Origin of the sequence: Pseudomonas onubensis (assembly GCF_965653655.1) — a bacterium.
Taxonomy (GTDB): Bacteria; Pseudomonadota; Gammaproteobacteria; order Pseudomonadales; family Pseudomonadaceae; genus Aquipseudomonas.
The window spans coordinates 37,190-62,239 of the sequence record NZ_CBFHAZ010000001.1 but is presented as its reverse complement, the minus strand read 5'-3'; the positions used below and the strand labels follow the sequence as shown (position 1 = coordinate 62,239).

At 60.3% G+C, this 25,050-nt stretch carries 20 protein-coding genes; 9 read left to right on the top strand and 11 right to left on the bottom strand.

Features of this window, described 5'->3' with window-relative positions:
* Window positions 1-42: 42 nt before the first annotated feature.
* Both ACTD9P_RS00255 and rlmKL read right to left on the bottom strand, forming a co-directional pair.
* Complete coding sequence (locus ACTD9P_RS00255) at window positions 43-2,427, bottom strand: sensor domain-containing diguanylate cyclase (RefSeq protein ID WP_438866234.1); 2,385 nt, start codon at window positions 2,425-2,427, stop codon at window positions 43-45.
* Between the two features lie 151 nt (window positions 2,428-2,578).
* Window positions 2,579-4,843, bottom strand: coding sequence for a bifunctional 23S rRNA (guanine(2069)-N(7))-methyltransferase RlmK/23S rRNA (guanine(2445)-N(2))-methyltransferase RlmL (gene rlmKL, locus ACTD9P_RS00250; RefSeq protein ID WP_219269247.1), 2,265 nt, complete (start codon window positions 4,841-4,843; stop codon window positions 2,579-2,581).
* Window positions 4,844-5,375: 532 nt separating this feature from the next.
* Between rlmKL and rmf the strand changes: the two genes are divergently transcribed.
* Window positions 5,376-5,591 (top strand): ribosome modulation factor, encoded by a 216-nt coding sequence (rmf, locus tag ACTD9P_RS00245; RefSeq protein WP_002553055.1) that lies wholly within the window; start codon window positions 5,376-5,378, stop codon window positions 5,589-5,591.
* A 220-nt stretch (window positions 5,592-5,811) separates the two neighbouring features.
* Here the strand turns inward: rmf and ACTD9P_RS00240 are convergent, their stop codons facing one another.
* The 4 genes from ACTD9P_RS00240 to sctC form a co-directional block, all read right to left on the bottom strand.
* Window positions 5,812-6,831: a quinone-dependent dihydroorotate dehydrogenase gene (locus ACTD9P_RS00240; protein ID WP_438866233.1), complete on the bottom strand. Its 1,020-nt coding sequence runs from the start codon at window positions 6,829-6,831 to the stop codon at window positions 5,812-5,814.
* 85 nt (window positions 6,832-6,916) lie between these two features.
* A complete protein-coding gene (locus ACTD9P_RS00235) occupies window positions 6,917-7,372 on the bottom strand; it encodes a transglycosylase SLT domain-containing protein (RefSeq protein WP_438866232.1) in 456 nt (151 codons plus the stop codon).
* On the bottom strand, window positions 7,365-7,766 hold the full coding sequence (locus ACTD9P_RS00230) for a winged helix-turn-helix domain-containing protein (protein ID WP_438866231.1): 402 nt from the start codon (window positions 7,764-7,766) through the stop codon (window positions 7,365-7,367). The genes ACTD9P_RS00235 and ACTD9P_RS00230 overlap by 8 nt, the downstream gene beginning before the upstream one ends.
* A 206-nt stretch (window positions 7,767-7,972) precedes the next feature.
* Window positions 7,973-9,430 (bottom strand): type III secretion system outer membrane ring subunit SctC, encoded by a 1,458-nt coding sequence (sctC, locus tag ACTD9P_RS00225; RefSeq protein WP_438866230.1) that lies wholly within the window; start codon window positions 9,428-9,430, stop codon window positions 7,973-7,975.
* A gap of 288 nt (window positions 9,431-9,718) precedes the next feature.
* On the opposite strand from sctC, the gene ACTD9P_RS00220 reads away from it, so the two are divergent.
* The 8 genes from ACTD9P_RS00220 (at window position 9,719) to cobA (ending at window position 21,061) form a co-directional block, all read left to right on the top strand.
* Complete coding sequence (locus tag ACTD9P_RS00220; RefSeq protein WP_438866229.1) at window positions 9,719-10,945, top strand: CmpA/NrtA family ABC transporter substrate-binding protein; 1,227 nt, start codon at window positions 9,719-9,721, stop codon at window positions 10,943-10,945.
* A gap of 13 nt (window positions 10,946-10,958) precedes the next feature.
* Entirely contained in the window at window positions 10,959-11,534 is a 576-nt protein-coding gene (locus ACTD9P_RS00215) for an ANTAR domain-containing response regulator (protein ID WP_053257467.1), read from the top strand.
* Between the two features lie 184 nt (window positions 11,535-11,718).
* Window positions 11,719-12,930, top strand: a complete 1,212-nt coding sequence (locus tag ACTD9P_RS00210) for a nitrate/nitrite transporter (protein ID WP_058422064.1) — start codon at window positions 11,719-11,721, stop codon at window positions 12,928-12,930.
* Entirely contained in the window at window positions 12,930-14,600 is a 1,671-nt protein-coding gene (locus tag ACTD9P_RS00205; RefSeq protein WP_438866228.1) for a bifunctional protein-serine/threonine kinase/phosphatase, read from the top strand. Before ACTD9P_RS00210 ends, ACTD9P_RS00205 begins: the two co-directional genes overlap by 1 nt.
* 231 nt (window positions 14,601-14,831) lie before the next feature.
* On the top strand, window positions 14,832-17,285 hold the full coding sequence (gene nirB / locus ACTD9P_RS00200; RefSeq protein ID WP_017134765.1) for a nitrite reductase large subunit NirB: 2,454 nt from the start codon (window positions 14,832-14,834) through the stop codon (window positions 17,283-17,285).
* Window positions 17,282-17,599 carry a nitrite reductase small subunit NirD gene (nirD, locus tag ACTD9P_RS00195; protein ID WP_017134764.1) on the top strand — a complete coding sequence of 106 codons (318 nt, stop codon included), beginning with the start codon at window positions 17,282-17,284 and terminating at the stop codon, window positions 17,597-17,599. Before nirB ends, nirD begins: the two co-directional genes overlap by 4 nt.
* Window positions 17,599-20,307: a nitrate reductase gene (locus tag ACTD9P_RS00190; protein WP_438866227.1), complete on the top strand. Its 2,709-nt coding sequence runs from the start codon at window positions 17,599-17,601 to the stop codon at window positions 20,305-20,307. The genes nirD and ACTD9P_RS00190 overlap by 1 nt, the downstream gene beginning before the upstream one ends.
* Before the next feature lie 10 nt (window positions 20,308-20,317).
* The gene (cobA, locus tag ACTD9P_RS00185; RefSeq protein ID WP_438866226.1) at window positions 20,318-21,061 is read left to right on the top strand and encodes a uroporphyrinogen-III C-methyltransferase; all 744 of its coding nucleotides are present in this window, start codon (window positions 20,318-20,320) and stop codon (window positions 21,059-21,061) included.
* Window positions 21,062-21,121: 60 nt separating this feature from the next.
* Here the strand turns inward: cobA and ACTD9P_RS00180 are convergent, their stop codons facing one another.
* The 5 genes from ACTD9P_RS00180 to cmaX all read right to left on the bottom strand — a co-directional run bounded on the left by ACTD9P_RS00180 (window position 21,122) and on the right by cmaX (window position 25,045).
* Window positions 21,122-22,105, bottom strand: a complete 984-nt coding sequence (locus ACTD9P_RS00180) for an OmpA family protein (RefSeq protein WP_438866225.1) — start codon at window positions 22,103-22,105, stop codon at window positions 21,122-21,124.
* Window positions 22,106-22,212: 107 nt separating this feature from the next.
* Entirely contained in the window at window positions 22,213-22,803 is a 591-nt protein-coding gene (gene sigX / locus ACTD9P_RS00175) for an RNA polymerase sigma factor SigX (protein WP_219269259.1), read from the bottom strand.
* A gap of 87 nt (window positions 22,804-22,890) precedes the next feature.
* Complete coding sequence (locus ACTD9P_RS00170) at window positions 22,891-23,715, bottom strand: mechanosensitive ion channel family protein (RefSeq protein ID WP_003193288.1); 825 nt, start codon at window positions 23,713-23,715, stop codon at window positions 22,891-22,893.
* 2 nt (window positions 23,716-23,717) lie between these two features.
* On the bottom strand, window positions 23,718-23,963 hold the full coding sequence (locus ACTD9P_RS00165; RefSeq protein WP_005790375.1) for a hypothetical protein: 246 nt from the start codon (window positions 23,961-23,963) through the stop codon (window positions 23,718-23,720).
* 86 nt (window positions 23,964-24,049) lie between these two features.
* Window positions 24,050-25,045: a divalent cation transporter CmaX gene (cmaX, locus tag ACTD9P_RS00160; RefSeq protein WP_438866224.1), complete on the bottom strand. Its 996-nt coding sequence runs from the start codon at window positions 25,043-25,045 to the stop codon at window positions 24,050-24,052.
* Window positions 25,046-25,050 lie beyond the last annotated feature (5 nt).

Below are 25,050 nucleotides of genomic sequence, written 5' to 3'. Positions count from 1 at the left end.
AGAGCGTCACAAGAGGCGTTCCCACGCAGAGCGCGGGAACGATCAGGCACGTAAGCGCTCCGCTTCCACCCGGTCGCGGCCCGCCTGCTTGGCCACATACACCGCCGAGTCGGCGCGCAGCAACAGCCCGTCAATCCCTTCATTAATGCGCCAGCTGGCCACACCGAAGCTGGCGGTCACAACGCCCACCACCTCCATCGGTTCGGTGCGCAGCGACTGCCACAACTCCATCGCCAGGCTGTAAGCCTGCTGGGCATCGGTATGCGGGCACAGCACCACGAACTCTTCGCCCCCCAAGCGGCAGAACACATCCGTGCGCCGCAGGCGCTGGCCGATGCGCTTACACACCTCCTGCAACACGCCATCGCCCACGGCGTGCCCGTACTGGTCATTGATGCGCTTGAAGTGATCAATATCGAGCATGATCAACGACAGCGTGCCCGTGGTTCGGTTGAGCCTGAGCATTTCGGCCTTGAGCCGATCCTGAAAATAACGGCGGTTATGAATGCCCGTCAGCGAGTCGGTAATCGACAGCGCGCGCAACTCCTCCTCGACACGCTTCAGATCGGAGATATCCGACACGTAGCCATGCCACAACGTGCCACCGCCGGTTAACTCCTCCGGCGTGGCTTCACCGCGTATCCAGCGCAGGCCGCGTTGCGGCAACACCACCCGATACTCTTCGCGCCAATGGCTCAACTGCAACGCCGACAGCCGGATAGACTGGCGCACCCGCTCCACGTCCTGCGGATGAATGCGTTCGAACACGGTGTCCGCGTCTTGCTGCAATACGCCCGTATCGATCTCATAAATATCGCGCATACCATCGCTGGCATAGATGAAACGCCCTTTGCCCTGGGGTTCGAGGGTGAACTGAAAGATCCCGCCAGGCACGTGGGCACTGAGTTTTTTCAGTAGGCGGTCGCGCGCGGCCAACGCCTCGTAGGCGCGTTTTTGTTCGGTCACATCCAGGTAAATAGCCAAGTGCCCGATCCACAGGCCATAGTCGTCCAGCAACACGGTGGTGAGCATATTCACCGTCAGGTAGCTGCCATCCTCGCGCAGTAATGTCCACTCGCGCGCCTCGTGCAGATTGTCCGGGCTTTCCACCAACATCGCCTGGCTCGGCGGAATACGTTTGCCCAAGGTCACGCTCAAACTGGCCGCGCGCGCTTCGAGTTCTAGGCCCAGGTGCAGGCTTTCCAGGGTCAGCCGCCCCACCACCGCCTCGGACTTGAACCCGAGCATTTTCTCGGCACCGGCATTGAAGGTGTTGATCACACCCCGCAAATCAGTGGCAATGATCGCAACATGGGTGGCGGCGTTCAGCACACTGCGCAATTGCCCGTGGGCCGCGCGAAGCTCCTGCTCACGCAAGTGCAACTGCTGCGTGCGTTGCTCCACCAGTTTGAGCGCGCGCTGGCGCTGGCTGACCAACACATACAGCAACGCACTGAGCAGCAGGCTGAGGAGCACGCCCATGGCCAGGATGGTGTGCATCGACGAGTGATTGGCCTGGTCGAACATCTGGCTGGCGCGAATGCTCAAGGCATACACATGGTCGCCGAGGGTGAGCCGGCGCGTGGCGATAAGGTTGCTGTCGCCTACCGCGTTGCTGGACGCGTACAGCACACGCTGTTGCGTGTCGGAGGTGTCGACGATTTGCATCACCAGGTTGTCGCGGTTGGGCTTGGGCAAACCATCGGCGACCAATTGGCGCATGCTGATCACTGCCATCACATAACCATGGGGCTCGGTGTCGGCAGGTTTGCTCACCGGCGCCACCAGCAAAACGCCGGCGGCATAAGCCGGCTCCACACCCACCAGTTGCATGGGTTGGGACACCGCAGGCCGGCCGCTTTTTTGCACCCGTTCAAGCACCGAACGGCGCAGCGGCTGGGCCAACAGATCAAATCCCAGGGGCGACCCCAGCAAGCTTTGCGTCTGGCTGTACAACACCGGCACATACTCGTCGCGCTCAGGCGCAGGCGCCAGCTCACCCGACGCGTTCAGCTCTCGAATGACGAAAGGTGTACCACGCTGACGCGAGATTTCTTGTTCAAAAGCGTTGCGCTGTTCGCGAAATATACGTGGCGCCCAGGCATAGGCGCGGGCGCGCAGAAGCAAAGGCTTGGCGAAACCATCGAACTCGGCGCGGGACACATCACTGGAATTGACGAAGAAGCGCTGCAGGCTGGCCAGGCGTTGCTCCTGGTCTTCAAAACGCTCCTGAAGGCGGGTGTAGCGCTCGTTGACCAACAACTGGAAACGCTGGCGCACTTGCTGCTGATAGAGGTCGGAGGCCGCCCAGGCGACGATACCCGTCAGCGCGCCACCTGCCAATAACACCACCAATGCCACCAGCCAAGCCGACGCCTGCTCACTGATAAAGCCTAGTATTTTCGGGCGAACGGCTTGCATCGGCATAGGCAACACTCACAACGCCAGCGTGCGGGGGGTGTCACTTTGGCTAGGCGTTAAGTTATAGCCATGAGGCCGGCGTTTGACCAGCGCAAAAAAGCCGCAAGCCCGGATTAGTCCGGGCTTGCGGCTTTTTGGTGCAGCTTGAGTGTGTCAATCAGCGCGCGGTGATTTTCCACGCCCGGTGAATCTTCGCGTTACGGGCGAAGTCCGGGTCCAGGGTCTTGTCGCTGATTTCCTCGACCGCATAGCGCTCGCTGAGGTTGTCCTCGAGCACGAACTTGCGGAAGTTGTTCGAGAAGTACAGCACGCCGCCCGGGGCCAGGCGCGCCATGGCCAGGTCGAGCAACTGCACGTGGTCACGCTGCACGTCGAAGATGCCTTCCATGCGCTTGGAGTTGGAGAAGGTCGGCGGGTCGATAAAGATCAGGTCGAACTCATCGCGGCTGGCTTCCAGCCAGGCCATCACATCACCCTGCTCCAGGCGGTTCTTGTCAGAGAAACCGTTGAGGGAGAAGTTGCGACGTGCCCAGTCCAGGTAAGTCTTGGACAAGTCGACGCTGGTGGTGCTGCGCGCGCCGCCCTTGGCGGCATGCACACTGGCGGTGGCGGTGTAGCAATACAGGTTGAGGAACCGCTTGCCGGCCGCTTCCTTCTGGATGCGCATGCGCATTGGCCGGTGGTCAAGGAACAGGCCGGTGTCCAGGTAGTCGGTGAGGTTGACCAGCAGCTTCACGCCACCTTCGCTGACCTCAGTGAACTTGCCTTGGGCACTTTGACGTTCGTACTGCTTGGTGCCGCTCTGACGTTCGCGACGTTTAACCACCACGCGGCTCTTGTCGACGTTCAACGCCTGGGGAATCGCCGCCAGCGCATCGAACATGCGTGCGGAGGCTTTTTCCGGGTCGATGGATTTCGGCGCGGCGTATTCCTGCACATGCACCCAATCGTGGTACAGGTCGATAGCCATGGAGTATTCCGGCATATCGGCGTCGTACACACGGTAGCAGTCCACGCCTTCGCGCTTGGCCCACTTGCCCAGTTGCTTGAGGTTCTTTTGCAGGCGGTTGGCGAACATCTGCCCGCCTTCGCTCAGACGCGCCTGCTCAACCACCGGGGCTGGAGCCGGCTTGATCGGGTTGCCGTTCTTGTTGTACTGGCGCTCGACCGGCTCGGTCGGGGCCTGATCGTAAGCGGCTTGCTCACGTTCTGCCTGACGCTGTTCCGGGGTACGGCGCTCGCCGGTGACGAACTGGTCCGGGTTGACCTTGATCAGCAGCAACTTGCACGGCAATGCGCCGTTCCAGAACGAATACTGTTTGTGGCTGCGGATGCCCATGCGCTTGCCCAGGTCCGGCGCACCGGTGAACACCGCCGCTTCCCAGCCCATGCACGCCTGGCGCAGACGCTCGCCGAGGTTCTGGTAGAGGTACAACAGGCTGGCTTCGTCACCCAGGCGCTCGCCGTAGGGTGGGTTGCAGATCACCAGACCTTTCTGGTTCTGGTCCGGGCGCGGCTCGAAGGTGCCGACTTCGCCCTGGTACACCTTGATCCAGTGGCTCAGGCCTGCGCGTTCGATGTTGTTGCGCGCAGGTTGGATCAGGCGCGGATCAGCTTCGTAGCCACGTACCCACAATGGTGGTTTGTTCATGCCGATGGCGGCACGCTCGGTGGCCTCGGTGTGCAGCTTTTTCCACAGCGCCGGCACGTGACCGAGCCAGGTGGTGAAGCCCCACAGCTCACGATTCAAGTTAGGCGCCATGTCGGCGGCGATCATTGCGCCTTCCACCAGGAAGGTGCCCACGCCACACATTGGGTCCGTCAGCGCGCCACCTTCGGCCGCAATGCGCGGCCAGCCAGAGCGAATCAGGATCGCGGCCGCGAGGTTTTCCTTCAACGGTGCAGCGCCCTGCTGCAAGCGATAACCGCGCTGGTGCAGGCTGTGGCCGGACAGGTCAAGGGAAAGGATGGCTTCGCCACGGTCCAGGCGCAGGTGAATGCGCAGGTCCGGGTTGATCTTGTCGATGGACGGACGTTCGCCGGTCGGGGTGCGCAGCTTGTCGACAATCGCATCCTTGACCTTCAGCGCGCCGAAGTGGGTGTTGTCGATGCCCGAGCCGTGGCCACTGAATTCAACGGCCAGGGTGCCGTCCGGGACCATGTGGTCGGCCCATTCGATATCCAGCACGCCGTGGTAGAGGTCTTCGGCGTCCTTCATCGGGAAGCGCTTGAGCACCAGCAGCACACGGTTGGCCAGGCGCGACCAGAGGCACAGGCGGTAGGCGGTTTCCATGTCGGCCATGCCGCGCACGGCCGAGGTGTGCTCGCGGGCTTCCTCAAGGCCAAGCCCGACGGCTTCCTCGATCAGCAGGCCTTCGAGGCCCTTGGGGCAGGTGAGGAAGAGTTCAAAACGGTCCGACATGGGGCATTCCAGGCTTTTCAGCAATAAATGAACGGGCGACGCATCGCCAGCTCGGTTTTCAATCAAGCACTTTTCTTGAAGAGTGCTCGCGTGGCACGAATGTGCCGTTCCACCCCGGCTGCCGGGCTTTTGAGCCTGAATTGCCGGGGCAGATAGATAAATGTGTGCAACAAAAAGAAATATTCCGACCCTTCGTCGAATAATAACCGACTGCAACGGGCGGGCATTCTCACTAAAGGATTAAACCCATCCTCTATGCAGGGCACATCATAGCTGGGTTTGCCTAATAAATGGGGCGAAAAGCCATCCCAGCTTATGGCTATAGCATCGTTATCGTTACGTGCTTATGACAAAACGATCATTGAATCCATGTGACCTATTGGTTAGAACTCAACACAGGTTGGCGCCGTAACGACGCCGACACATAGGCTCGCCACGCCGGCAGCGAGCCCACCAACGGCAGGAAAACCCTGCCCGGCCCCAAGCGGGGCCGAAGGATATCTAGACAGTCAACAAGTGAGGGAAACACCCTATGAGAAGACTTAAGCGTGATCCGTTGGAAAGAGCATTTTTACGCGGATATCAATATGGCGTTCATGGTAAATCCCGTGAGCTTTGCCCATTTACTCTACCGTCGGTACGCCAAGCCTGGATCAACGGCTGGCGAGAAGGACGCGGCGACAACTGGGACGGTATGACTGGCACTGCGGGAATCCACAGACTCAACGAACTTCACGCCGTCGGCTGACACGGGGCACTTAATCCGACAACCACCTTGAAGATTTTGTAACGACTTAACCACGCACGTCCTATCCGGGCGGCGGGCTTCGGCCCAGGGGGCTCCTTTTGGAGCCCTTTTTAATGCGCGGTGAATAAGAGTCCAACCTGAGGCCTTGCGCAACGGCGACGCAGAGCGTCACGGGATGCATTCCCACGCAGAGCGTGGGAACGATCTATTGGCTGATCTATCAGCGCAAAGCCGCGATGGCATCCACCGACTCACGAATCAACGCCGGGCCTTTGTAGATGAAGCCGGAATAGAGTTGCACCAAGCTTGCGCCGGCGGCGATTTTCTCGGCTGCGTGCTTGCCTTCGGTAATGCCGCCCACGGCGATGATCGGCAAACGCCCCGCCAGCTCAGCGGCCAGTACCTTGACGATATGGGTGCTCTGGTCCCGCACCGGCGCACCCGACAGGCCGCCCGCTTCGTCACCATGGGCCAGCCCTTCGACGCCGACGCGGCTTAAGGTGGTGTTGGTGGCGATCACCGCGTCCATACCCGAATCCACCAGGGCCTGGGCGACCAGTACGGTTTCTTCATCACTCATGTCCGGGGCAATTTTGATGGCCAACGGCACGCGCTTGCCATGACGCACGGCCAGGTCTTCCTGGCGCTGGCGCAAGGCTTCGAGCAATTGCTTGAGGGAATCACCAAACTGCAGGCTGCGTAGCCCTGGTGTGTTGGGCGAACTGACGTTGACGGTGACGTAGCTGGCGTGGGCGTAGACTTTGTCCAGGCAGATAAGGTAATCATCCACCGCGCGCTCGACCGGCGTGTCGAAGTTCTTGCCGATATTGATGCCGAGAATACCCTTGTATTTCGCGGCTTGAACCCGCGACAGCAAATGATCAACACCGAGGTTGTTGAAACCCATGCGGTTGATGATTGCTTCGGCTTCGGGCAAACGGAAAATACGCGGCTTCGGGTTGCCCGGCTGTGGCCGTGGCGTCACGGTGCCGATTTCAACAAAGCCGAAACCCAGTTGCGCAAAACCGTCGATGGCCGCGCCGTTCTTGTCCAGGCCGGCAGCCAGCCCGACCGGATTGGGGAAATCCAGCCCCATCACCGACACGGGCATTTTTGCCGGTGCCTTGCATACCAGGCCATTGAGCCCCAGGCGGCCACCGGCACCGATCAGGTCCAGGGACAGATCGTGGGAGGTTTCCGGGGAGAGTTTGAACAACAGCTGGCGGGCCAGGGTATACATGGGCAGGCTAGACTCGGATGGAGGCGAAAGGTGGCGCGATTATAGCCGGGGTGGCACGCCAGGTGCGAGGCGTGCCGCCCAATCATCACGGGCGCTGTGCAACCAACGCCTCATACTGCGCCCAGATTTTTTCGGCATAACGCAGGCGCAATGCTTCGCGCCCAGGTGCTGGCCCGGCATTATAGGAGCCCACGGCTGTCCAGTTGTAACCGAAGCGCTGGATAAAGTCGGCCAGAATCGAAGCGCCCACTTCGATCGATAAACACGGCTCGGCCAACAGCCTTTCCTCGGTAATCCCCTGCTTGGCCAGGCGCGGCAAGTGCATGCTATTGATCTGCATCAGGCCAATATCCCGCGAGCCATCGCTATTTGCCTCGTTGACCGCGCCAGTGCGTGCGCCCGACTCCACGACCGCAATGGCCTGCAACAGCTCCGGCTCGATGTCATACCGGCCGGCGACCTCCTTCCAGCAGTTGGCCCAGGCCGGGAAGCTGCCCATCAGCAGGCACAGCAGCAAACCGTCGCGCAAACGCTTAATCATGATTCACCTGACCACAGGCCGAACAGATGCGTGACACGCGCGCCTGCCCGGGCTGTTGTTGGATGTGTTGCCGAACGGTGACGGCACAGGTAAACCGATACCCCTTGCCATAGATCGTCTTGATAAAGCCTTTGTCTTTCCTCAAGTGCTTGCGCAATTCATAGATACAACGGGTGAGCGACTCCTCCGCAACCTCGCCACGGGACCAGGCCTGCTCGAGTAAACGATCTTTGGTCATCAGCACACCACCGGATGCCAACAACAACCGCAGCACCTGCCACTCCTTGGGTGGTAGCTGAATATCCACACCCTCGCCCGTTAACCGGCCATCAACATACAAGGTCCATCCGGCAAAAAACCACGAGGCCGCCAGCCCTTCATTCTCGAGGGTCATATTCACCTCTGTACCTGATCTACTGACATTGATTCCCTTGTTTCCAGAAACGGTCGATACGACAACCCCGCGACTATAGAAAGTCGGCCTCTGAACAACGTTAGGAAAAAACCCATGTAATCGAGGATTTGGGTGCGTATTGCGTAGGACTTTTCGCTATTCCAGGCAGCACGAACCCACAAACGCGTTGATAGGCGCTCAAAGAGTTATTGGATTTCAGAGGCTTCGCGGTTTTCGCGCACAAATGCGCGCTGCACACGCTCATATTGGCTTTGCGTCAGCGGCGGCGGCCCGATAGCGCCCGCCAGCATCCGCGACTCTGCGCCGACCGCCCGGGCCTGGATCACAAACAGCCGCACCTCGGCGCGCCGACCAGAACCCACGCCGCCTTCACGTTCAAACCCACCCAGCCACAACCGCCTGCCCAGAGGCACGCGCACCACCGTGTTGATTCCGAGCCGCCCTACTGCCCCAACCGAGCCCGGCTTGAGCTTGCTGTCCAGTTGACGGCCATCCTCAAGGGTCAGCTGCATTTCAATCTGATTCGCTGCCGCAAAGCGTGGTAGCACGCTGGCTTCGGTGCCATACCCCACCGGCTCCCACTTGCCGCTGTCGACACCAGGCTTGGGCAGGTAAAAAGTATGGTTGGCCTGGAAAACCGCTGGAACATTCTCTTGCGTAAGCAGCACGGGAAACGTGGTGACCCTGGCTTTGCGGCGACGCTCAAGAACACCGAGCTGTGCCATCAAGCGGCTGTCGTCCAAGGGCTCCAGCACCCGGGTCATGGAGGCTCCGGTGCCGGTTTCCAGAGCCCAGGCCACGCCCATCTTGTCGAGTTCCTTACGGTCTACATCGATCTGCCACAGCGCCACTTCGATTGGCCGCTTGGGCTTGTCCAACTCCGCTACCAGTTCCTCTATCACCTTGACCTGATCAGGATTGCCCTTGATCAACAAACTGTTGGAATCCGGGTAGGCCATCACCAATAGGCTCTTGTCAGCCAGCAAACCCGGGGGGCGCCGCTTGGTATCCTTCTGCTCGATAGCCAGCAGGTTCTCGATCATCGTGGCCATGCCCGGTACGTTGACCTTGTCGTCGCCCATGACGTACTGACGGTCAGCTACATGGGTGTTGAACACCTGCACCACGCCGAAGGCCTGTTTACCGACACGCACTTCGGTGCGCGGCCTGTCCATCAGTTGAGCCAGGTGCAACACCTGGTCGACATAATTAGGTGGCCCGGAAACATAGAAAGTGCGCACGCCGCTCTCTCTGAGTGGATAACGTGATTCATCGAACCCCGAACGGCGCATGAACCCACGCAATCTGCCGACCGAAATGTGCCGCAGCGCGACCGCAGTGCTTTTTGCTTCGCTGGCGTCATACAGGTAAAGCACCTGCCCGTCGCTGTACCAGATCAGCCCCTGCTGCTCGGCGACTGTCGCGAGGGTCTGCTGCGCAGCCTCCAGATCGAATGTGCCGCAAATGCGTCTACGCGCCGCTTCGCGGCTGACGACGATGGGCAACCCCAAAGGAAGCGACAACGCACTGAAAAAGGTATGCAGGCTTTCATCCCGGGCCTCATAGCTCTCGCCCCAGGCGGGAACATTGGCCCACAGCAACGCACTGCACAGCAGCCAGCGGCATAGCCGGCGGGAGCTCATCGGTGGTAGCTCATCAGGGTCGGTGAATCGATAGGCAACTTGAGTGTTCCTGGCAATCTGGCGCAAAGAAGCGGCCATACTGAAAGGCACTCGAGTTTCAATCTTGATGGAAAGGTGACGACAGGCTCCCTCCGCCTGCCCGTGGCATGTGCCTTGCTACGGACTCTGCATCAGAGCCTGCGCCAACGTCGGAGCAGGCTTGCAGACAAAGGCGTCGTTACCCGGCAATGGCTTGCACTGCCATGCGAAGGAACGATGCTTTTTTTTTGAAAGAAAAGGTAGGTGTTGATGAACGACTCGGTCGGCAACAGCCCGGTGAACAACCCACTGGCGTGGGTCAACGGCAGTGACGCCCCGGAAAAGAGCAGCCTGGACCTGGGTTTCATGGCGCTCACCGACTGCGCTTCATTGGTGGTCGCCGCCACACAGGGGTTTGCCCAACCCTACGGCCTGACGCTGAACCTCAAGCGCCAATCCTCCTGGGCCAACCTGCGCGACAAACTGGTCAGCGGTGAATTGGACGCCGCCCACAGCCTGTACGGGTTGATCTACGCCGTACACCTGGGCATCGGCGGCGTGGCGCCCACCGACACGGCCGTGCTGATGGGGCTCAACCAGAACGGCCAGAGCATCAACCTGTCCCACGGCCTGCAACAGCAGGGAGTGACCACTCCTGAGGCACTCGACCGCCACGTGCACCAAAGCCGTACAAAGCTGACTTTTGCCCAGACATTTCCCACCGGCACCCACGCCATGTGGCTGTATTACTGGCTGGCGAGCCAAGGCATTCACCCGTTGCAAGATGTCGACAGTGTGGTGGTGCCACCGCCGCAGATGATCGCGCACCTGCAAGCGGGGCGCATCGACGGCTTTTGTGTCGGTGAGCCCTGGTGCGCCAGCGCGGTCCAGCAAAACCAGGGGTTCACCCTGGCCACTACGCAGTCGATCTGGCCGAATCACCCAGAAAAAGTGCTGGGCTGCACCCAGGCATTCGTCGACCAATACCCGAACACCGCCCGCGTACTGGTCATGGCGATCCTCGAGGCCAGCCGTTTCATCGAACAAAGCCAGGAAAACCGCCGCTCCACCGCACAACTGCTCAGTGCCCGTGATTACCTTGATGCCCCGCTCGACTGCATCGAACCGCGCTTGCTCGGAGATTATGACGACGGCCTCGGCAACCAGTGGAAAGACCCGCACGCCCTGCGCTTTTTCGCTGATGGCGAGGTGAACCTGCCCTACCTCTGCGATGGCATGTGGTTCATGACCCAGTTTCGCCGTTGGGGCCTGCTGCGCGAAGATCCGGACTACCTGGGCGTGGCTCGCCAGGTGCAGCAACTGGACCTGTATCGCCAAGCCGCTGCTGCCGTCGGCGTCCCGACTACCGCCCAAAACATGCGCAGCAGCCAGTTGATCGACGGCAAGATCTGGGACGGCTCCGACCCGGCTGCCTATGCCCGCAGCTTCCGCCTGCATGCCTTGGCGGATGCCACCAGCCGCCAGGCACTGCGCTGACAGGACCACGACTATGTTACGAATCCTGTTGATCAACGACACCCCGCGCAAGGTCGGGCGCCTCAAAGCTGCCTTGACCGAAGCCGGTTTCGAGGTGATCGATGAGTCCGGCTTGACCATCGACCTGCCGGCGCGCGTCGAAACGGTGCGCCCGGACGTGATCCTGATCGATACCGAGTCACCTGGCCGCGATGTGATGGAGCAAGTGGTGCTGGTCAGCCGCGACCAGCCGCGCCCGATCGTGATGTTTACCGACGAGCACGACCCGAACGTGATGCGCCAGGCGATCAAGTCCGGGGTCAGCGCTTACATCGTCGAAGGCATTCAAGCCCAGCGCCTGCAGCCGATCCTCGACGTGGCCATGGCGCGCTTTGAAAGCGACCAGGCCCTGCGCGCCCAGCTCCAGGCCCGTGACCAACAGTTGGCCGAGCGCAAGCGCATCGAGTTGGCCAAGGGCATGCTGATGAAAATGAAGCACTGCAATGAGGAAGAGGCCTACACCCTGATGCGCCGCCAGGCCATGAGCCGCCAGCAGAAACTGATCCAGGTGGCCGAGCAGATCATCGCCATGAGTGAGCTGCTCGGCTGAACTGGCGCAGCTCTTGCTAAGCATTCATCACAGGTAGCCAACGGCGGTTGCCCCTTCTACGACAAAGACGTCGCCCATCCGGTTTGCACTCGCGAACTCGATGGCGGCGTTTTTTTTTCGTTTTGGCCCCGGCGAATGGGGCCAACAGGCCTTCTGACAAGACCCCCAACCGTTGAGGTGCGTGATGAAATCAAGCTTCTGGAAATCCGGGCACACCCCGACCCTGTTTGCCGCGTTCCTGTATTTCGACCTGAGCTTCATGGTCTGGTACCTGCTGGGGCCACTGGCGGTACAGATTGCCGCCGACCTGCACCTGACCACCCAGCAACGCGGCCTGGTGGTGGCCACGCCAATCCTGGCAGGCGCGGTGCTGCGCTTTTTGATGGGCATGCTGGCCGACAAGCTGTCGCCCAAGACCGCCGGGCTGATTGGCCAGGTTATAGTGATCGCCGCCCTGTTCGGCGCCTGGAAACTCGGCATCCATAGCTACGAACAAGCCCTGTTGCTGGGCGTGTTCCTGGGCATGGCCGGTGCTTCCTTCGCAGTCGCCCTGCCCTTGGCCTCCCAGTGGTATCCCGCTGAGCATCAGGGCAAAGCCATGGGTATCGCCGGCGCCGGCAACTCCGGCACCGTGTTTGCCGCCTTGCTGGCGCCGGTACTGGCCGCCGCATTTGGCTGGAGCAATGTGTTCGGCTTCGCGCTGATCCCACTGGTGCTGACATTGATCGTGTTCGCCTGGCTGGCACGCAATGCGCCCGAGCGCCCGAAAGCCAAATCCATGGCCGACTATTTCAAAGCCCTGGGCGACCGCGACAGCTGGTGGTTCATGTTCTTCTACAGCGTGACGTTCGGCGGCTTTATCGGCCTGGCCAGCGCCCTGCCCGGCTACTTCAACGATCAATACGGCCTGAGCCCGGTGACCGCCGGCTACTACACCGCCGCCTGCGTGTTTGGCGGCAGCCTGATGCGCCCCTTGGGCGGCGCACTGGCCGACCGCTTCGGTGGCATTCGCACCCTGCTCGGCATGTACGGTGTGGCAGCGATCTGCATCGCCGCCGTGGGCTTCAACCTGCCAAGTTCCTACGCCGCACTGGCGCTTTTCGTCTGCACCATGCTCGGCCTTGGCGCAGGTAATGGCGCGGTGTTCCAACTGGTGCCCCAGCGTTTTCGCCGTGAGATCGGTGTGATGACCGGCTTGATCGGCATGGCGGGCGGTATCGGCGGCTTTGCCCTGGCGGCGGGCATGGGCGCAATCAAACAGAGCACCGGCAGTTATCAGTTGGCCTTGTGGTTGTTTGCCAGCCTTGGCGTGTTGGCCTGGTTCGGCCTGCACGGCGTCAAGCGTCGCTGGAGAACCACCTGGGGCTCGGCTGCCGTGACCGCCGCACGCGTCTGATGAGCCTGCAACTGAGCGTCGCCCAGGCCAGCGCCATCGGCCCGCGGGCAGAAAACCAGGACGCCTTGCGGGTGGTCACGCCCATGCCGGAACTGGCCGCCAGCAAGGGTTACCTGTGCGCCATCGCCGATGGCGTCAGCCAATGCGCCGACGGTGGCCTGGCCGCCCGTTCGACCTTGCAGGCGCTGGCCCTGGACTACTACGCCACGCCGCAAACCTGGGGCGTGGCCCAGGCCCTGGAGCGACTGTTGCTGGCGCAGAATCGCTGGCTGCAGGCCAACGGCAGTGGCCAGCCATTGCTCACGACCCTCAGCGCCCTGGTATTTCGCGGCCAACGCTTCACCCTGGCGCATGTGGGTGATTGCCGGGTGTATCGCTGGCTGGATGGCGAGTTGCAGCGCATCACGCAAGACCATGTGTGGGAACAACCGGGCATGCAGCATGTGCTCAAGCGCGCCCTCGGCCTGGATCAGCATCTGGTGCTGGATTTTCTCGACGGTGAGCTGCGTGAGGGCGAGTGCTTCCTGCTGCTCAGCGATGGCGTGTGGGCCACGTTGGGCGATCACAGCATCAGCGCAATCCTGCGCGAACAAACCGATCTCGACGCGGCGGTAAACACGCTGGTCAATGCCGCGCACCTGGCCGCCAGCCAGGACAATGCCAGCGCGCTGCTGGTGCGTATCGACCAGCTCGGCGCAGCGACCCTGGGCGATGCGCTGGTGCAGTTGCAGCAATGGCCGCTGCCACCGCCCCTGAAGGCCGGGCAACGCTTTGAAGGCTGGCAGGTTGAAAGCCTGCTGGCGCAGAGCCGACAGTCATTGCTATACCGCGTGCGTGATGCCCAGCAGCAAGCTTGGCTGCTGAAAACCTTGCCGCTCAACCGCGACGATGACAACGACGCCGGCCAAGCCTTGCTGTCGGAAGAATGGTTTCTGCGCCGAGTGGCCGGGCGCGCATTTCCTGAAGTGCATGCGGCCAGTGGGCGTCAGCATTTGTACTACGTGATGCGTGAATATTCGGGGCAGACCCTCGCGCAGCTGTTCCAGCAACAAGGCCCGCTGCCCCTGGCGCAATGGCAGTCGATTGCCGAGCGTTTGCTTCGGGCGGTGGGCATGCTGCATCGACGGCAGATCCTGCACCGTGACATCAAACCGGAAAACCTGCTGCTGGGCGATGATGGCGAATTGCGTGTGCTGGATTTCGGCCTGGCCTACTGCCCGGGGCTTTCCGAGGACCGCGCCCATTTGCTGCCCGGCACCCCGAGTTTTATCGCGCCCGAAGCGTTCAGTGGTGAACGCCCTACGCCGCAACAGGATTTATACAGCGTCGGCGTTACGCTCTATTACCTGCTGACCGGGCATTACCCCTACGGAGAAATCGAAGTCTTCCAACGACCCCGTTTCGCTCAGCCCGTCAGCGCCAGCCGTTACCGCCCCGATTTACCGGACTGGTTACCCTTGAGCCTGGAGCGCGCGGTGGCCGCACAGCCCGCAGAGCGTTATGAAACCGCCGAAGAATGGTTGCTGGTGCTGGAACAGGCCGATCGCCGTGAATTGAGCGTGCGACCCAAGCCCTTGCTGGAGCGTGAACCACTCAAGGTCTGGCAAACCCTGGCGAGCGTCTCGCTGCTGGTCAATCTGGTGCTGCTGTACTGGCTGCTGCACCACTAGAGGGCAATTTCCCACACAATATTGATGGGAATCCCAATAAAGCCGGCGCCTGCCGACTTGGCACAACCGCTGCATTAGCTTCATCAACAACTCACATATAGCCGCCCCTTCAACGTCGAAGGGCCGAGCTTCCCGAGAGAACGGGACCGGACAAAGGTGTCCTCGCCAGGTAACTGGTGGGGACGCCTTTTTTGTTTGCGCACGATTTGTCGAGCCATTGCGGAGAACGACATGAAGAAACTCAAATTGGTGATGATCGGCAACGGCATGGCCGGGGTTCGCACCCTTGAAGAATTGCTCAAGCTGAGCAGCGACCTGTACGACATCACGGTGTTCGGCGCCGAGCCCCACACCAACTACAACCGTATCCTGCTGTCGCCGGTGCTGGCCGGTGAGCAGACTTTCGAAGAGATCGTGCTCAACGATCTGGATTGGTACCTGGATAACCACATCAAGCTGTTGCTCAACCGCAAGGTGGTGCAGATCGACCGCGTAAGACGCATCGTCATCGCTGAGGACGGCAGCGAGGCCGAGTACGATCGCCTGTTGATTGCCACCGGCTCGACGCCGTTTATCCTGCCAATCCCCGGCAACACCTTGCAGGGTGTGATCGGCTACCGCGATATCGCCGACACCCAGGCCATGATCGACACCGCCAGGACCCACAAACACGCGGTGGTCATCGGCGGTGGCCTGCTTGGCCTGGAGGCCGCCAATGGCCTGATGCTGCGCGGCATGCACGTGACCGTGGTGCATATCGGCGAATGGCTGCTGGAGCGCCAGCTGGATAAAACCAGCGGGCAATTGCTGCAAACCGAACTGGAAAGCCGCGGCCTGGTATTTCGCCTGTGCGAACAAACCCAGGCCCTGCACGACGCCGGCAATGGTCGCGTCGGCTCGGTGCAGTTCAAGAATGGCGACATCATCCCCGCCGACCTGGTGGTGATGGCCGCCGGTATCCGCCCCAACACCGAACTGGCAGAGAAATCCGGCATCCCTTGCAACCGTGGGATCCTGGTCAATGACACGCTGCAAACCTACGACCCGCGCATCTATGCCATCGGCGAGTGCGCCAGCCACCGTGGGATCGCTTATGGGCTGGTGGCGCCATTGTTCGAGCAGGCCAAGGTCTGCGCCAATCACCTGGCCCAATTGGGCTTTGCCACTTATAAAGGCTCGGTCACGTCAACCAAGCTGAAGGTGACCGGCATCGACCTGTTTTCTGCCGGGGATTTCATGGGCGGTGAAGGCACCGAAACCATCACCCTCTCCGACCCGATTGGCGGCGTGTACAAGAAGCTGGTGATCAAGGACGACATCCTGGTCGGCGCGTGCCTGTACGGCGATACCGCCGACGGTGGTTGGTATTTCCGCCAGATCCGTGAGAACCACGCGATTGGCGAGATCCGTGATCACCTGATGTTCGGCGAGAACGCACTGGGCGATGTCGGCCATCAAGGCCAGGACAAAGCCATGAGCATGGCCGACAACGCCGAAGTGTGCGGCTGCAACGGCGTGTGCAAAGGCACCATCGTCAAGGCGATCCAGGAACACGGACTGTTCAGTGTCGATGACGTGAAAAAACACACCAAGGCCGCCAGCTCATGCGGTTCCTGCGCGGGGTTGGTGGAACAGATTTTGATCAACACCGTGGGCGGCGCCGCCGACGTCAAACCCAAAAGCGAAAAAGCCATCTGCGGCTGCAGCGACCTCAACCACGGGCAAATCCGCCAGGCGATCCGCGACCAGCACTTGCTGACCATCGCCGGCACCATGAGCTACCTGAACTGGCGCACCCCCAACGGCTGCGCCACCTGCCGCCCGGCGCTGAACTACTACCTGATCTCCACCTGGCCCGGCGAGGCCAAGGATGACCCACAATCGCGCCTGATCAACGAACGCGCCCACGCCAATATTCAGAAAGACGGCACTTACTCCGTAGTCCCACGGATGTGGGGCGGTGTGACCAATCCGTCGGAGTTGCGGCGCATTGCCGATGTGGCCGACAAGTACAACGTGCCGATGGTTAAGGTCACCGGCGGCCAGCGCATCGACCTGCTGGGCATCAAGAAACAGGATTTGCCCGGTGTGTGGAAGGACCTCGACATGCCCTCCGGCCACGCCTATGGCAAATCCATCCGCACCGTGAAGACCTGCGTGGGCAGCGAGTTCTGCCGCTTCGGTACGCAGAACTCCACGCAGTTGGGTATCGAGTTGGAGCACGACCTGTTCAATATGTGGTCGCCGCACAAGGTCAAGCTGGCGGTGTCCGGCTGCCCACGCAATTGCTCGGAAGCGGGTATCAAGGACGTCGGCATTATCGGCGTCGACTCTGGCTGGGAGATGTACATCGGCGGCAACGGCGGGATCAAGACTGAAGTCGCGGAGTTTTTCGTCAAGCTCAAAACCGCTGAAGAAGTGCGTGAATACAACGGCGCGTTCCTGCAGCTGTATCGCGAAGAAGCCTTTTACCTGGAACGCACCGTTCACTACTTGCAACGGGTGGGCATGGAGCACATCAAGAAAGCTGTATTGGAAGACCCGGCACGGCGCCAGGCCCTCAATGAGCGCCTGCAATTCTCGCTGTCATTCGAACAAGACCCGTGGAAAGAACGCCTGGAACAGCCACTGCTGAAAAAGGAATTCGAGGTCATCCCCGTCAAACAGCTGGAGGTGTCGGCATGAACTGGCTGGATATCTGCGCCCTGGATGAAATCAACGCCCTGGGCTCGCGCATCATCAATGGGCCAAAAGGCGATATTGCGATTTTTCGTACCAGTGACGATGAGGTTTTCGCCCTCGACGACCGCTGCCCGCACAAAGGCGGGCCGCTGTCCCAAGGCTTGATCTACGGTAAACGCGTGGCCTGCCCGCTGCACAACTGGCAGATCGACCTGGCGTCGGGTGAAGCCCAGGCGCCGGACATAGGCTGCGCCCATCATCACCCCGCCCGCGTCGAAAACGGCCGAGTGATGCTGGCCCTGCGGGACGCCGGTTGATGAACCGCCAGACCACCGCGTCCACCTGCTGTTACTGCGGGGTGGGTTGCGGCGTGCTGATCGAGCATGACGGCGAGCAGATCCTCGGTGTGCAGGGCGACCCGAGCCACCCGGCAAACTTCGGCAAGTTGTGCAGCAAGGGCTCCAGCCTGCATTTGACCGGCGACCTGGCCGCCCGCGCCTTGTACCCGGAACTGCGCCTGGGCAAAGACCTGGCCCGCGCCCGCACCGACTGGAGCACCGCGTTGGAACACGCGGCCAATGTGTTCGCCGACACCATCGCCGAACATGGGCCGGACAGCGTGGCGTTCTATATCTCCGGGCAATTGCTGACCGAGGATTACTACAGCTTCAACAAATTGGCGCGGGCGCTGGTGGGCACCAATAACATCGATAGCAACTCGCGGCTGTGCATGTCTTCGGCAGTGGTCGGCTACAAACGCAGCCTGGGCGCCGATGCACCGCCGTGCAGTTATGAAGACCTGGAGGCGAGTGACTGCGTGATGATCGTCGGCAGCAACATGGCCTACGCCCATCCGGTACTGTTCCGACGCCTTGAGGAAGCCAAGGCGCGGCGCCCGCAGATGAAAGTGCTGGTAATCGACCCTCGGCGCACAGACACCTGCGATTTGGCCGACTTGCACCTGGCGATCCTGCCGGGCACCGATGTGGCGCTGTTCCATGGGATCTTGCACCTGTTGCTGTGGGAAGACTGGATCGACCGCGACTTTATCCAGGCGCATACCGATGGGTTGGTCGAGTTGAAGCGACTGGTGCATGACTACACGCCGCAGATGGTCACGCAGTTGTGCGGCATCAGCGTTGAGCAATTGCGCCTGTGTGCAGAGTGGGTCGGCACCTCCAGCAGCTTTCTCTCGCTGTGGTGCATGGGGCTTAACCAGTCCAGCGCCGGCAGCGCCAAAAACAGTGCGCTGATCAACCTGCACCTGGCCACCGGCACTATTGGTCGGCCGGGTTGCGGGCCGTTTTCCCTGACCGGCCAACCGAATGCCATGGGCGGGCGTGAAACCGGCAGTTTGTCGAACCTGCTGCCGGGGCATCGCGAGGCGGCCAACCCTGAGCACAGGGCCGAAGTCGCGGCATATTGGGGCGTCGAAGCGTTGCCGGCGCCTGCCGGGCTGACCGCTATCGAACTGTTCGAACAGATCCAGGCCGGCAAGATCAAGGCCGTGTGGATTGCCTGTACCAACCCCGCGCAATCCTTGCCGGACCAGAACCGCGTGCGTGCCGCATTAGCGGCCTGCCCGTTCGTGGTGTTGCAAGAGGCTTTTCGCACCACCGAAACCGCCGCCTACGCAGACCTGCTGTTACCCGCCGCCAGTTGGGGCGAGAAAGAAGGCACGGTGACCAATTCCGAACGGCGGATTTCCCACGTGCGCCGCGCCGTCGCCCCACCCGGCGAAGCGCGGCCAGATTGGGCGATTACCGTGGATTTCGCACAGCGCCTGGAGCAACGCTTGCGCCCGGGGTTGCCGAGTTTGTTCGCTTTCGAGCAACCGGCGCAGATCTTTGATGAATACAAGGTACTGACCCGCGACCGTGACCTCGACCTATCGGGTATCAGCCATGCCCTGCTCGACCAGCTCGGCCCGCAGCAATGGCCATTTCCCGTGGGCGCACAAGCGGGCACCCCACGTCTGTACACCGAGGGCGTGTTCCCGACAGACAGCGGCCGCGCGCACTTTATCGCTGACCCTTACCGTGCCGCTAAAGAGCAACGTGACGCGCGCTTCCCACTGACCCTGATCACCGGGCGCCTGCGCGATCAATGGCACGGCATGAGCCGCACCGGCACCGCCGCGCAGTTGTTCGGTCACGTCAATGAAGCCTTGTTGAGCCTGCACCCGGATGAGCTGCGTCGGCACCGCTTCAAAGAGGGCGATCTGGTCAGCCTGAAAAGCCGTCGCGGCAGTGTGATTGTCGCTGTCAGCAGTGATGACAGCGTGCGCCCCGGCCAGGCGTTCCTGCCCATGCATTGGGGCGATCGTTTTCTCAAGGGCGGTGTTAATGCCCTTACGCAGCCGGCGTTCGACCCCTTGTCGAAACAGCCCGAACTCAAACACAGCGGCGTGCGCCTGGAGCCAGTGCAACTGCCGTGGCAGTTGTTTGCGCTGATCGAAGGAAATGTGCAGCAACACTTTGACGCCCTACGCCCACTGTGTGAGGGCTTTGCCTACGTCAGCTTGAGCCTGGCAGGGCGTGAACGGCCGGCACTTCTGGTGCGCGCAGCCCATACGGAGGCGCCCGACTTGCAACTGTTAACCCGTATCGATGAACTGCTGGGCCTCAATGACGGCCCGGTCATGGCCTATGACGATCCACGGCGTTCGATTGGCAAGCGGGTAAAAATCGAAAAAGGCCGCATTACCGCACTGCGCCTGGCCGGCGAAACCCTGGCGCGACATTGGCTGCAGAGCCTGTGGCTGGAAGGCCGTGCCGACGATCAACTACGCCGCTGGCTGCTGGCACCACTGAGTGCACCACCGGGCGGCGCGGCAGCCAGCAGCAAGATTGTGTGTAACTGCAAGAACGTCAGCGAAAGCGCGGTATGCGCCGGTATCGCCCGTGGCCTGGACCTGGCAGGACTTAAACAGGAACTGGGGTGCGGCACGCAATGCGGCTCCTGTGTACCGGAAATCAAACGTCTTTTGGCCAGCACATCGCTGCCAATCGCAATCAGTGTGTGAGGGGATAAACATGAGCGCAAAAGTCTGGCTGGTAGGCGCAGGCCCCGGTGATCCGGAGCTGCTGACGCTCAAGGCGGTACGCGCCCTGCACGCAGCCGATGTGGTGCTGATCGATGACTTGGTCAACCCGATGGTGCTGGAACACTGCCCGCACGCTCGTGTGGTCACCGTGGGCAAACGCGGCGGCTGCCGTTCGACACCGCAGGATTTTATCCACCGCCTGATGCTGCGCTATGCGCGCCAAGGCAATTGCGTGGTGCGACTCAAAGGCGGCGACCCGTGTATTTTCGGCCGGGGCGGCGAAGAGGCTCTGTGGTTGCGTGAACGTGGTATTGAAGTGGAGTTGGTCAACGGGATTACGGCGGGCCTGGCAGGTGCAACCAACTGCGATATTCCCCTGACGCTGCGCGGGGTCAGCCGCGGCGTCACGCTGGTCACCGCGCATACCCAGGACGACAGCAGCCTGAACTGGCGCGCACTCGCCGAGGGCGGCACGACATTGGTGGTGTATATGGGCGTAGCGAAACTGGAGGAGATTCGTCAGCAATTGCTGGAGGGTGGAATGGCAGCGGATATGCCAGTGGCGATGATCGAGAACGCCTCATTGCCTCAGCAACGCGAGTGCCGCAGCACCCTGGCGCACATGCATACCGATGCACAGGCATTTGCTCTGAAAAGCCCGGCGATCCTGGTGATCGGCAGTGTGGCTGGCGCAGAGCAAGCTGCCTGCATTGCCGTATCAGCGAGCGCCTAAGGCAAATTACAGGCGAAAAAAAGCCCGGCCTAAGCCGGGCTTTTTTCTACCACTCAGTAATTACTGAGCAGCTTGAGCTTCAACCGACGCTTCTACACGACGGTTAACAGCGCGACCAGCTTCAGTTGCGTTGTCAGCAACTGGGCGGGATTTGCCATAACCAACCGAGCTTACACGGTTAGGAGCGATACCGTCTTTGACCAGGACTTGCTTAACAGCGTCAGCACGACGCTGGGACAGCTTCTGGTTGTAAGCGTCTGGACCAACGGAGTCAGTGTGACCTTCAACCACGGTGGTGGTCTGTGGGTACTGCTTCATGAAGTCAGCCAGGTTTTTCACGTCGCCGTAGCTGTTAGGCTTAACAACGGACTTGTCGAAGTCGAACTTAACGTCCAGCTCAACACGAACAACCTGAGCAACTGGAGCTTCTGGCTCTGGAGTTGGCTCTGGAGCTGGTGCTGGGGTAGGAGCTGGAGCGACTGCGCCGGCGTTGCCGCCGAAGTTCACACCCAGGCCAACCAGTGCGGAGTAGTCCCACTTGCCGTTGTCGATGCCGTAGTCAGCTTCAACGCCAGCACGAGCGAACAGGTTGTTGGTGAAGTAGTACTTCACGCCAGCGCCAGCGATTGCCAGAGTAGTCTGGTCGCGACCGCTGTGGCCGTCAGCCTGTACGTTGGTACGGCTCTGGTGACCGAAACCACCTTCTACGTATGGACGCAGGGAGTCAACACCGGCCTGACCGAAGTGGTACTGAGCAGTCACGCTGCCAGTGTCACCTTTGATCTTCTGGGAACCAGTACCGTCGTTCGAACGGGTGTGGTTGGTGGTGTCGTAGTTCAGGTTGATCGACACGTCGTCGGTCAAGAAGTAACCGATGCTAGCGCCAGGGTTGAAGCCGTCTTCGATGTGCTTAACGCTATCGTTGTACTGCTTCTTGTAGAACAGCTGGCCTTCAACTGCGCCTTGGCCTTGTGCCAGAGCGCCGAAAGAAGTGGCCGCAATAAGAGAACCAATGGCAAAGCCCAAGGTGTTTTTCAGTTTCATCCGTTAAATCCCCATCTGGTGATTGTAAAGCAGTCCCACAAACCGGGGGACAACTCGGCGACAAGTCTAACAGAACTTGCCTACACGTAAGAGATATTTGCCACGCACTAAGTTTCAGTCTCGCCCGCAAATTTCTCACGTAATTTATCAAGAGCACGCTTGTAACGCATTTTTGTAGCACTCAAACCCATGTGCATGATGTCAGCAATTTCCTGAAACTCCAGCTCTGCGACAAATCGTAGCACCAGAATTTCCCGGTCAATCGGATTCACATGCACCAACCAGCGATCAAGCCCGGTCTTTTCCTCGGGTACCGGCGCCTTTTCTTCAGACGCCTCCTCAAGGGGATCCAGACTTAAAGCGTCCATCAAGCGACGCTTTCGCCGTTCCTTACGATACTGCGTGATGCACTCGTTGTACGTGATGCTATAGAGCCATGTCTTGAACTTCGATTTTCCCTCAAAGTTCTTCAGGCCGTATAGCACCTTGAGCATCACTTCCTGACAGACATCATCCGCATCTCTATCGTTCCCTAAATACCTTGAACAAACGTTGAACAGAGTGCGTTGATATCTGCGCATCAATTCTTCGTACGCGCGTGTTACGTGAAACAGCTCCGTGTGCGAGCGCGCGACCAACTCCTCATCAGAGAGCTCACGGGGGTCATAGCGCGTGGACAGCGTTTGGGCTTTATTCAAAACAAGTCGTGCCGACAGTCAGGTCAATGTCCGCTACAGCCCGGTCTCCCGGGTTTGCGGCGGCGTACATTAGCAGGATTTGCCGGGTTAGCGGCTACTGACCTGCTGCTCGAGGAGAATCCGATTGGACAGCGATACCAGCTCACCGTCATCGGTCAGCACCGTCGTCTTGACCGTGCCGATCTCCTCGATTTGCCCTTCGACCTCGCCCACACGCACCTGTTGCCCAACCTGATACAGCTCACGCACATAGATTCCCGCAAGAATCTGGCCGGCAATTTCCCGGCTTCCCAAACCCATGGCCAGCGCAACTGCCAGACCAACGGTAATCAAAACAATCACAATCACGTGGTTCAGAAGGTCAGTTTTGACCTCCAACTGGCTGATCGCGACGGAAATACTGATGATGATCACCAGCCCCTGGGCGATTCGCCCCAGGCCCGCAGCATAGTCCAGCCCCACGCCTTCAGCAGCACCGCGCACCAGCCCGTTGGCCAGTTGCGCCAGTAATACACCTACCAGCAACACCAGCGCGCCGCCAAAAACCTTCGGCAAATACAGCGCCAGCATGTCGAGCGTAGCTGAAACTCGCTCAAGTCCAAGGGATTGAGCCGCAGAAACCAGAAAAATAAGCAGAACAAACCAGTAAACGATCTTGCCGATGAGGGTTGAGATCGGTACTTGCAGCCCGGCACGGCCCAGCAGCTTGGTCAGGCCGGTGCCAGCCATCAAGCGGTCCAGCCCCAGTTTTGCAAGCAATTTGGACAGCAGGGTGTCGAGCAACTTGGCCACGACAAAGCCCAGCAACACCAAAACCAGGGCACCAAACAGGTTGGGAATGAAATTCGCCACCTTGGTCCACAATGCGGTCATCGCGGTGACCAGGCTCTGGGTCCAGAGATCAAGTTCCATATTCAATCAGCCTTATCAGCAGTGCGAGCAAGAGGTTTACGACGCGAAACCGGCGATACGTGGGCCGAACCATTGTTCAAGGCCATCATCAATGCCGGCAACCAACGACCCAGCAGACCGAACAGGTCTCCCGCCCCAACCTGGCGGTTGGCGGTTTTCAACACGCGGCCCAGGCAGGCATCGTCATCACGGTTGGATGGCGACGCATTGAGCATGTCACGCAAAGACTGTTCGAACGGATCGTGCATAAAGACCTCTCGCAAGTGAGTTAAAAGACGAGGGTTAAATTCTTGGGGTCACATGTGACCCTGCCTGCGTTCAGGTCATATTCAGGTCAAACCCAGCGCAATCGTCGAAATAGCCACCATTGCCCCAGTGCTACCGAGACCATCAACAGGCAGGCAATCACGAATCCATAGGGGCTGGCGGAGAACGGAATCCCACCCACATTTATACCCAGCAAACCGGTCAGAAAACTCATCGGCAGGAAGATGCCGGTGATGATCCCGAAGCGGTACATGGTGCGATTCATGCGTACGCTCAAGCGCCGGTCTTCGGCCTCAAGTACCAGCCCCACGCGCTCCCGGGTCAGTTCGAGCTCTTCCAGGTAGCGAGTCAGGCTGTTGTTCAGTTCGTTCCAGTAGTCAGCATCGTCGTCACAAAACCACGCTAATTTGATCCGCGTCAGCTGGGCAAAAATATCCCGCTGCGGCGCCAGGAAACGCTTCAATCCGGCAGCCCTTCGACGGATCTGCAAGACGTTGCCGTGCTCCGGGGTGTACCGTTCGTCGGCATCGAGTTTTTCTTCCTCTAAATCGACGACTTCGGACAGGTCGGTGACCAGATCCTGCACTTTATTGGTCAGGTACTGCGCCATATAAAGGATGAGTTCAGAGGCGGTTTTTGGCCCTTTGCCCTCCGCCAGTTGCACCAGCAGCTCATCGGTAGCCCGCAACGGGCGCAAGCGCAGGGAAATCACACGACTGGCTGCCGCAAAAATACGCACCGAGACCATGTCTTCCGGTTCGGCGCCCGGGTTGAGGTTGATCCCGCGCAGAAACAGCAGCAATTCGCTGTCCGGCAGCGGCAACAGGCGCGGGCGGGTGTTCTCCTCCAGCAACAAGTCGCAGGCAAATTCGCTCAAACCGCTGGATTTACGCAACCAGGTCTGGGTCTGTGGATGGCTGCGATCCCAATGCAGCCACAGGCTTTCCTGGGGTTGCAGTTGCAAGTCGTCGAGCTCAGTCCGGGCAATCGAACGCGCACCGCCTTTACCGTCCAGCACCAGGGCATGCACCAGCCCCCATTGCGCGTTTTCTTCCTCGAACATCCTCA

Bases quoted from the DNA above. Each gene is read 5' to 3' on its own strand.
- ACTD9P_RS00255 (WP_438866234.1), bottom strand. From the start codon at position 2,427: ATGCCGATGCAAGCCGTTCGCCCGAAAATACTAGGCTTTATCAGTGAG.
- rlmKL (WP_219269247.1), bottom strand. From the start codon at position 4,843: ATGTCGGACCGTTTTGAACTCTTCCTCACCTGCCCCAAGGGCCTCGAA.
- rmf (WP_002553055.1), top strand. From the start codon at position 5,376: ATGAGAAGACTTAAGCGTGATCCGTTGGAAAGAGCATTTTTACGCGGA.
- ACTD9P_RS00240 (WP_438866233.1), bottom strand. From the start codon at position 6,831: ATGTATACCCTGGCCCGCCAGCTGTTGTTCAAACTCTCCCCGGAAACC.
- ACTD9P_RS00235 (WP_438866232.1), bottom strand. From the start codon at position 7,372: ATGATTAAGCGTTTGCGCGACGGTTTGCTGCTGTGCCTGCTGATGGGC.
- ACTD9P_RS00230 (WP_438866231.1), bottom strand. From the start codon at position 7,766: ATGACCCTCGAGAATGAAGGGCTGGCGGCCTCGTGGTTTTTTGCCGGA.
- sctC (WP_438866230.1), bottom strand. From the start codon at position 9,430: ATGAGCTCCCGCCGGCTATGCCGCTGGCTGCTGTGCAGTGCGTTGCTG.
- ACTD9P_RS00220 (WP_438866229.1), top strand. From the start codon at position 9,719: ATGAACGACTCGGTCGGCAACAGCCCGGTGAACAACCCACTGGCGTGG.
- ACTD9P_RS00215 (WP_053257467.1), top strand. From the start codon at position 10,959: ATGTTACGAATCCTGTTGATCAACGACACCCCGCGCAAGGTCGGGCGC.
- ACTD9P_RS00210 (WP_058422064.1), top strand. From the start codon at position 11,719: ATGAAATCAAGCTTCTGGAAATCCGGGCACACCCCGACCCTGTTTGCC.
- ACTD9P_RS00205 (WP_438866228.1), top strand. From the start codon at position 12,930: ATGAGCCTGCAACTGAGCGTCGCCCAGGCCAGCGCCATCGGCCCGCGG.
- nirB (WP_017134765.1), top strand. From the start codon at position 14,832: ATGAAGAAACTCAAATTGGTGATGATCGGCAACGGCATGGCCGGGGTT.
- nirD (WP_017134764.1), top strand. From the start codon at position 17,282: ATGAACTGGCTGGATATCTGCGCCCTGGATGAAATCAACGCCCTGGGC.
- ACTD9P_RS00190 (WP_438866227.1), top strand. From the start codon at position 17,599: ATGAACCGCCAGACCACCGCGTCCACCTGCTGTTACTGCGGGGTGGGT.
- cobA (WP_438866226.1), top strand. From the start codon at position 20,318: ATGAGCGCAAAAGTCTGGCTGGTAGGCGCAGGCCCCGGTGATCCGGAG.
- ACTD9P_RS00180 (WP_438866225.1), bottom strand. From the start codon at position 22,105: ATGAAACTGAAAAACACCTTGGGCTTTGCCATTGGTTCTCTTATTGCG.
- ACTD9P_RS00170 (WP_003193288.1), bottom strand. From the start codon at position 23,715: ATGGAACTTGATCTCTGGACCCAGAGCCTGGTCACCGCGATGACCGCA.
- ACTD9P_RS00165 (WP_005790375.1), bottom strand. From the start codon at position 23,963: ATGCACGATCCGTTCGAACAGTCTTTGCGTGACATGCTCAATGCGTCG.
- cmaX (WP_438866224.1), bottom strand. From the start codon at position 25,045: ATGTTCGAGGAAGAAAACGCGCAATGGGGGCTGGTGCATGCCCTGGTG.